The 7,508-nt window shown below is 59.9% G+C and carries 9 protein-coding genes and 1 pseudogene; 7 read left to right on the forward strand and 3 right to left on the reverse strand.

Translation table 11 applies throughout. The annotated features are described in order from the left end of the window. Positions 1-14 precede the first annotated feature (14 nt). Positions 15-665, forward strand: a complete 651-nt coding sequence (locus HMPREF2565_RS06490) for an MOSC domain-containing protein (RefSeq protein WP_070681738.1) — start codon at positions 15-17, stop codon at positions 663-665. Here the strand turns inward: HMPREF2565_RS06490 and HMPREF2565_RS06495 are convergent. After that, positions 640-2,199 (reverse strand): ATP-binding protein, encoded by a 1,560-nt coding sequence (locus tag HMPREF2565_RS06495; protein ID WP_062036601.1) that lies wholly within the window; start codon positions 2,197-2,199, stop codon positions 640-642. The genes HMPREF2565_RS06490 and HMPREF2565_RS06495 overlap by 26 nt on opposite strands. A 354-nt stretch (positions 2,200-2,553) precedes the next feature. Between HMPREF2565_RS06495 and HMPREF2565_RS14215 the strand changes: the two genes are divergently transcribed. The 4 genes from HMPREF2565_RS14215 to arfB are packed head-to-tail and all read left to right on the forward strand — an operon-like array spanning position 2,554 to position 4,334. Further along, positions 2,554-2,886 (forward strand): hypothetical protein, encoded by a 333-nt coding sequence (locus HMPREF2565_RS14215; protein ID WP_070547153.1) that lies wholly within the window; start codon positions 2,554-2,556, stop codon positions 2,884-2,886. Beyond that, entirely contained in the window at positions 2,886-3,341 is a 456-nt protein-coding gene (locus HMPREF2565_RS14220; protein WP_118783645.1) for a Fic family protein, read from the forward strand. The genes HMPREF2565_RS14215 and HMPREF2565_RS14220 overlap by 1 nt, the downstream gene beginning before the upstream one ends. Next, positions 3,269-3,859: a putative glycolipid-binding domain-containing protein gene (locus HMPREF2565_RS06505; RefSeq protein WP_198531135.1), complete on the forward strand. Its 591-nt coding sequence runs from the start codon at positions 3,269-3,271 to the stop codon at positions 3,857-3,859. The genes HMPREF2565_RS14220 and HMPREF2565_RS06505 overlap by 73 nt, the downstream gene beginning before the upstream one ends. A 31-nt stretch (positions 3,860-3,890) precedes the next feature. Next, entirely contained in the window at positions 3,891-4,334 is a 444-nt protein-coding gene (arfB, locus tag HMPREF2565_RS06510) for an alternative ribosome rescue aminoacyl-tRNA hydrolase ArfB (RefSeq protein ID WP_070517628.1), read from the forward strand. A gap of 54 nt (positions 4,335-4,388) precedes the next feature. On the opposite strand, the gene HMPREF2565_RS06515 is transcribed toward arfB, so the two are convergent. Both HMPREF2565_RS06515 and HMPREF2565_RS13395 read right to left on the reverse strand, forming a co-directional pair. After that, positions 4,389-4,697, reverse strand: a complete 309-nt coding sequence (locus HMPREF2565_RS06515) for a HigA family addiction module antitoxin (protein WP_083279048.1) — start codon at positions 4,695-4,697, stop codon at positions 4,389-4,391. Beyond that, positions 4,684-4,788 (reverse strand): annotated as a pseudogene (locus HMPREF2565_RS13395) (type II toxin-antitoxin system RelE/ParE family toxin); the annotation flags it as partial. The pseudogene HMPREF2565_RS13395 and the gene HMPREF2565_RS06515, both read right to left, overlap by 14 nt. 149 nt (positions 4,789-4,937) lie before the next feature. Between HMPREF2565_RS13395 and HMPREF2565_RS06520 the strand changes: the two are divergent. Further along, positions 4,938-5,297: a Cd(II)/Pb(II)-sensing metalloregulatory transcriptional regulator CmtR gene (locus tag HMPREF2565_RS06520; protein WP_005530797.1), complete on the forward strand. Its 360-nt coding sequence runs from the start codon at positions 4,938-4,940 to the stop codon at positions 5,295-5,297. After that, complete coding sequence (locus HMPREF2565_RS06525; protein WP_016423157.1) at positions 5,294-7,186, forward strand: heavy metal translocating P-type ATPase; 1,893 nt, start codon at positions 5,294-5,296, stop codon at positions 7,184-7,186. Before HMPREF2565_RS06520 ends, HMPREF2565_RS06525 begins: the two co-directional genes overlap by 4 nt. The last annotated feature ends 322 nt before the right edge of the window (positions 7,187-7,508 follow it).

Here is a 7,508-nt window from a genome sequence, read left to right on the forward strand (position 1 = left end):
CACAATGGGTGAGCATGAAGGTTATCTCCACGAACGTCGCTGTCCGCCGCCCCGAGCCGCACGGGCGGCACGAGTACACGGGCATCGATAAGCAGCCACGCCCCTTCCTGGACCTGGAGATACCCGGGCCCAACTACGGTGACGGCTCCGGCGTAGTGGGGGATTCCATCGGTGACCACGCCCACCACGGTGGTGCCGAGAAGGCCGTGTATGCCGTGGCCCGTGAGGAGCTCGATTACTGGGAGGGCACGCTCAACCGCGTGCTGCGTGATGGCTACTTCGGGGAGAACCTCACCACAGAAGGGATTTCCTGGCCGAATATGCTGATCAACCAGCGCATTCAGGTGGGGGAGTGCGTGCTCGAAGTGTCTATCCCGCGCACGCCCTGCGCCACTTTCTCCGGCTGGATGGACGAGCCCGGTTGGCTCAAGTCCTTCACGGAGCGCGGCGATTGCGGTTCCTACCTGCGCATCATCGAGCCTGGCCGCATCACTCCTGGCGATGAAATTACGCTTATCGGCCGCCCCGACCATGACATCACCATGGGCATGGCCTTCGCAGCCAAGATGGGGGACAAGGAGCTAGCCCGGCGCGTCGTGGACGCCGGCTGCCTTGCCGCAGTCCACCACGATCAGCTGGTTAAGCGCCTGCAGCCCCGCGGTTAGCTAGCCATTCATAGGTTGTCGCTTGTGAACCGCGCGTGCCATCCATACGCACGAATCGTGCCTTCACCAGTGACTTCAGCGCATATCGGACCTGCGCTCGAGTAAGGTTTGTGGCTGTTTCTATTTCGCCGATAGACAGCGGTTGTGCCGCCGTACGCAGCGCCTCCGCTACGCGCGGGGCGTTAACACCCAGGCGTTCCAAGGTCACTGGTGCATCCACTCGTCGTTCCGGGCCGGTGCCTGATTCCTCCTTGCGTAGTGGCTCCCAGATACGGGCCTCTCCACGAGTGTCCGGCCGCCACATTTTCACCGTAAATTGCACGCCAGAATCTATCAGGTCAGGCTCCGGTAGTCCTTGCTCTCGCGCGGCATCCAGCATGAGCTGCACGCCGCCGCCTTCGCCCTCAATAACAAAAGAGCCATCGTCTGCTTTGAGATATCGGCACAGTCTATAGAGCCGCTGGTTAATCTCCTGGCGCGCCAGATCTCTCGACTTCAGCTGTTCAACCGTCAGATCCCGTAGGCCTCCTGGACTGGAGATAACCATCTTGTCCGGTAATAGGCGGACATCAATCGATTTACCCGCACCCAACGTATTTGGCCCAAGATCACGGTGCACCAATGCATTAGCCACGGCCTCTCGAATGGCCGGAAGGGGAAGTTCAGGAACTTCCACCATTGATCCATCCTCTCGATATCGCCGTACGGCGGCTAAACGTTGCCTTACCCATCCCATTACCGAGTTCAACAGCACCGGAACGGGCCCCTCAAAGGTCTCCAACCCCAACACTCGCCCGTGCTTCGAACCATTTGGTAGCCTTTGCGCCACCGTTACTGCTAAGGAGGGAAAATGCCCTTGGGGATAGAAACCCAGCGCATACAGGCCAGCAAGCGTCAGCTCTCCAGTCGCGGTCGTCACCGCTAGCGCCCGTAAGACGTCCTCATCTTGAGTAAGTCCCGATAGTCGCCGATTCTTTTTCCGCGCCTGAACCAAGAAATCTTGCACCACGTCGCTATCTAGGTCTGCAAGGCTCGTGCCTTCCACAATCGTCGTGTCATAGGACACTGCCTCTTCGGCATGCAGCTTTGCCACGTCCATCATGCGCAGCTCCGAGGCACTCATACGGTAGTCCCCATCAGCCATTCGAAGATACGCTTCTCCCCTGTAGATAGCAGGCTTATCAATAATCGGAAGACCCGTAACCTCCGCAATCACGACATGCGTGCCATCTATTGCCACACTGTCGGTATGCACTGTGACTGGAGGAGTGATGGCATGACGCGCCTGCGAGGCCAGAGCAGCCTCCATCTCCGAAGGATTCTCAATGCCAGTGACAATGAATCCTTCCTTCTCATTGACACCGAGAATGATAAGGCCGCCACTCGGCATGTTTGCGAACGCGCACAATGTCTGCGGTAGAGAGTCCGGAATGCCCCCTTGAGCGGTTTTGACCTCGACTGTTGTTGAATCACCGCCGCGCAACTCAAGCTCAGCCAATAGCTCTCTCAGCTGATTCTCGGACCAATTGTTCACGATGAATACCCGCCCTCAATGTTAACAATGACGGCTCAATGCTAACTTCATTCCTCTTCAATGACAAGAGTTCTCATTGATCTTCCCATTGAGGTGTCATTGATATTCTCATTGAGGCCAAATTATGGCCCTGAAACCCCGTATGTTTAAGCTTTATCTAGCGCATAAACCGCAATGAGTGGTTGGATAAGAGTTATCCAACCACTCATTTGCTGTCTGACGAATGGATAGCCTCTACAAGCCTCACTACGTTACCGAGAGCTGGATCCCCGAATCAGGCTCCGGCATTCCCCGGCGCGATAAGGCCGGAGGCCCTTTTTAGGTCTATGTCCCTGACCATTTTGTAAATAAGGCATGGAGTTTTCCCCAGAGCTCACCAGCCGGGCAGCACGTATCGAGCGAGAGATCTTGGATCGCAACCGTCATGCTGCTTCTGGCCAGTTGGAGTCTGTGGCCCGCTTACTCATGCGTTCTGAGACCATTTCTTCCTCACGCATTAAAGGTATTGCGCCCAACGTCGACAAGGTTGTCCTCGCGGAACTCGCCCAAAAGGAGGAAGTCCGCGGCTTTAAGGAAAGCGCGGAAGAGGTTGCGCGTAACCTCACCGTTCTGTGTTCCATTGAGAAGAGCTTTGCCACCGAACCAACATCTCCATCGGCCTTCTTGAAAAGCTCCAAAGAGAGTTGATGGGGGAGAAGGGCTCTATCCCCACTGGTCTTCGCACTATTCAGAACTGGATTGGTGGAAGTAACCACACACCCATTGGGGCCGAGTTCATCCCAGCGCCCCCAGGCCTAGTCCATGATCTCGTGGACGACTTATGTCTTTACCTCGATGGCGCTTCGCACGGTGCTCTCATCCAGGCCGCAATTGCTCACGCTCAGTTTGAAACGATTCATCCCTTTGCAGACGGCAACGGGCACGTTGGCCCTGCTCTCATTCATGGAATTCTTCTGCGCCGCGGGCTTACGAAGTACACCATTCTGCCGGTAAGCCTCCTCCTCGGTACGCGGTCCAAATCGAAAGCTACCTGCCTTTTCGCACCATCAAGCGTGGTAAATTCCTCACCATGGAGCGCACGTATAAGTGGGAGCATGTCGAGACTCCCCTCATCCGGAACGAGGCCGCAGTTCATTTTTTAGGAGCCGGTTTGACCGCTTCCGGAGTGCAATACGGCGATGGATACGAGGCCACGTGGGAGCTGCGCGCCGCGGAGAACTGGGTGACCGAACGTGTGACGGTGAACGTTGAAGGCGACGGATGGGGGCGAAGCCTCGAGCTGTTTAGGTCCGAGCAAGGCGTGTGGTCGGCGGAAACCAATGAAGAGGGTGCCCAGCCTGAAGATCTGCCCTCCCCCGGTATCGTCCAGTCAGCCGACCTGAAAGCCGCACTCGATTGCGATCTCGGTCTGTGCCCTCTCACCAACACAATGCCTATTCGTCGCTTGACGCTGCTTGAGACTCAGGTTCCGAAAACGCAACTGATCATGGCTTGGATTGATATGCCGTCCCTCCAGGTGATCGCATCAGACCAGTACTACAGCTCCGTCGATGCTGAAACTGTCCGATACGAAAGCGGAACACGGGGAGTCGACGTCGAGTTGGAGGTCGACGGTGACGGAGTGGTCGTACACTACCCTGATCTCGCACGGCGGGTCTGATCCGGAAGCAACTCTAACTAAGCTGGGCGGTATGAACGACCTGACCATCGCGCCTGGCCCAGGGATCCCCGGGGGTCTGGTCATCGTCGCCGCCGACCTGACGGAGCGGTTCGCGAAGTCGTCGGGACCAGGTGGCCAAGGCGTCAATACTACGGACAGCAAAGTGCAGCTTTCCGTCGATATCGCTACGTGCTCATCGCTTTCCGACGCCCAGCGTCGCCGCGTCCTTCACAACCTCGAACACCGCCTGGACGGCACAGTGCTCACCGTGAGCGCGTCGACGCAGCGCTCGCAGGTCCGTAACCGCACCGAGGCGCGAGAGCGCATGGCCGCCCTCTTGCGTGAGGCGCTCGCTCCGCTTCCTCCCCCGCGGCGCAGGACCAAGCCGACGCAGAGCTCGGTGCGACGCCGTCTCGAAGCGAAAAAGCGGCGCTCGGAACTCAAGTCCACGCGACGGCAGCCCCAAATTTCCTAGTTCGAACCATCCGCGTGCATATCCTCACGCTGACGGACCTGGTTCGGGTAACCGCTACGCTGAGACAGCTTGGACCGGTTGAATCCGCTCGATTTCCGAGAGGATCTTGTCTTCCGCCACGTCCAAGTCATATTGAGCCTGTAACCCGAGCCAGAACTGGGGGCTCATTCCGAAGAACTTAGCCAAGCGAAGAGCAGTGTCCGCGGTTACAGCCCGCTTTCCGTGGACAATCTCGTTGATCCGGCGGGGCGGAACGCCAATGGAGACGGCGAGCTTGTGCTGGGTGATCCCCATTTCCTTGAGAAAGTCCTCCATGAGGATCTCACCGGGGTGAACCGGAGGGAGCTTGTCAGTGGTAGTCAACGATCTCAACCTCCTCTGGCCCCGCGGCGGACCACCGAAAACAGATCCGCCACTGGTCGTTGATTCGAATGCTGAACTGACCCCGCCGATCACGTCGCTCCCGCGTTGGGTGGCAGCCGAACCACAAAGGATCAGTCATCTGCTATCCCATCGACTAATTCCTGCAGGTCGCAGGACCTTCGCGGAACCGTCAGTTCAGTGCATTTTGAATAGTTCAACACACGTTGTATTGTTCAGCACATGCTGACTATTGCTTCGCGCCTCGACGTCATGAACCGGCTCGGCCGGGCCATGGCTGATCCGACGCGTTCCCGAATCCTGATGACCCTACTCGACGGTCCGGGCTACCCGGCCGAGATTTCGCAAAGCTTGGATCTGACCCGCTCGAACGTCTCGAACCACCTGTCCTGCCTACGCGATTGTGGCATCGTCGTCGCTGAGCCGGAGGGCCGTAAGACCCGCTACGAAATTGCCGATCCGCACCTCGCGGCGGCGCTCGAAGCGCTGGTCAACGCGACGCTGGCCGTCGACGAGAATGCCCCCTGCATCGACACCGAGTGCTCGGTGCCCGGCTGCGGCGAGAAAGGAACGGACGCATGAGTTCAGCATGTGGATGCGAACACGAACCCGCCACGGAGATCGAAGAGCTCGATCGGCCATGGTGGAAGGACCCCGAGCTACTGCTACCGATCTTCTCCGGCGTAGCCCTCATTACAGGACTGGCGCTGGACTGGTCCGACTTGGAGACGCCCGCAACGGTACTGTATTGGCTTGGCCTGCTGTTGGGCGCTTACACGTTCGCACCTGGAGCGATCCGGAACCTTGTCACGAAGCGCAAGCTCGGCATTGGCTTGCTTATGACGATCAGCGCGGTCGGCGCGGTGATCCTTGGTTTCGTCGGAGAGGCCGCGGCGCTGGCGTTCCTGTACTCGATCGCCGAGGCGCTTGAAGACAAGGCGATGGACCGGGCCCAAGGCGGACTGCGGGCACTGTTGAAGCTGGTACCGCAAACCGCGACCGTGCTGCGCGACGGTACGACGGCCGAGGTCGCTGCGAAGGACCTTGAGGTTGGCGAGCTAATGGTCGTACGCCCCGGGGAGCGGATCGCCACGGACGGCATCATTCGGTCCGGACGCTCCAGCCTTGACACCTCAGCGATCACCGGAGAATCCATTCCGGAGGAGGTTGCGCCCGGCGACGAGGTACCCGCGGGAGCGATCAACTCCGCCGGTGTGCTGGAGGTCGAGACGACCGCAGCTGGAACGGACAACTCGCTGACCACACTCGTCGACCTCGTCGAGCAGGCGCAGGCGGAGAAGGGTGACCGCGCCCGGATCGCCGACCGAATTGCCCAACCCCTAGTGCCCGGGGTGATGATCCTGGCGGTGCTGGTCGGCGTGATCGGCTCGCTGTTGGGCGACCCCGAGACTTGGATCACCCGTGCGCTGGTGGTCCTGGTCGCAGCGTCGCCGTGCGCGCTGGCAATCTCCGTGCCGCTGACGGTCGTGGCCGCGATCGGCGCGGCCAGCCAGTTCGGAGTAGTCATCAAGTCCGGCGCGGCGTTCGAGCGACTCGGCGGCATCCGTCACCTAGCGGTAGACAAGACCGGAACCCTTACCCGCAACCAGCCCGAGGTTACCGGAGTGGTCCCGGCAGACGGATTCGATCGGGCGCAGGTGCTTTCCTTCGCGGCGGCGGTTGAGCAGCAATCGACGCACCCCCTCGCCGCGGCGATCGTGGCAGCGGAGCCCGAAGCGCCCACCGCCTTGGATATCAGCGAGGAAGCCGGTCATGGCATCGGCGGCACCGTCGAAGGCCGACGGGTGCTGGTCGGCAGCCCCCGATGGATCGACGCCGGGCCACTGAAGGCGGACGTTGAGCGCATGGAGTCCGAAGGCCAGACCTGCGTCCTAGTCACCGTCGATGACGCTCTCGCCGGGGCGATCGGGGTGCGCGACGAGTTGCGGCCCGAGGTGCCCGATGCCGTGCAGTCCCTGCACGACAACGACGTGGAAGTGAGCATGCTCACCGGCGATAACACTCGCACCGCCCGGGCGCTGGCTGAAATCGCCGGAATCGACGACGTGCGCGCCGAGCTGCGACCGGAGGACAAGGCAAGCATCGTCGCCGAACTCTCCTCCAAGACGCCGACGGCGATGATCGGCGACGGCATCAACGACGCGCCGGCACTGGCGGGCGCAACGGTGGGCATTGCGATGGGAGCAACCGGCTCTGACGCCGCGATCGAGTCCGCTGACGTCGCCTTCACTGGCCACGACCTCCGGCTGATCCCGCAGGCGCTGCAGCACGCCCGCCGAGGCAGCAGGATCATCAACCAAAACATCGTGCTGTCTCTGGCCATCATCATCGTGTTGATGCCACTGGCGATCAGCGGTGTACTGGGCTTGGCCGCCGTCGTGTTGGTACACGAAGTCGCCGAAGTCATCGTGATCTTGAACGGCCTGCGGGCTGCACGAGCGAAACGCTGAGGCTGTGACCGGCAAGTCTTATAAGGGTTAAACCACGCGCCGAGCGCACACACGTTGGACCAGGCGAGTCATTCGAGTTCACCACCTGGTCCTTCTCGATGCGTGCAGGCACGGGAACTGTGGGGGAACCTAATAGTTCAACGGTTCGATACCGCTTGCAGATTCTTCACACGAGGTAGCGGAATGGACCGAGGCCGAACGAAAACCCGAGTTAGAGACAGCGCTCTTCAACCTACCCCCAATAACGCGAAACGTCATTAACGCCTCGCGTTACACGTTGAACTTGAACTCGACGGAGTGTCGTCGATAAATAACCATTTGA

The sequence above is a fragment of the Corynebacterium sp. HMSC072A04 genome, assembly GCF_001809235.1.
Taxonomy (GTDB): Bacteria; Actinomycetota; Actinomycetes; order Mycobacteriales; family Mycobacteriaceae; genus Corynebacterium; species Corynebacterium hiratae.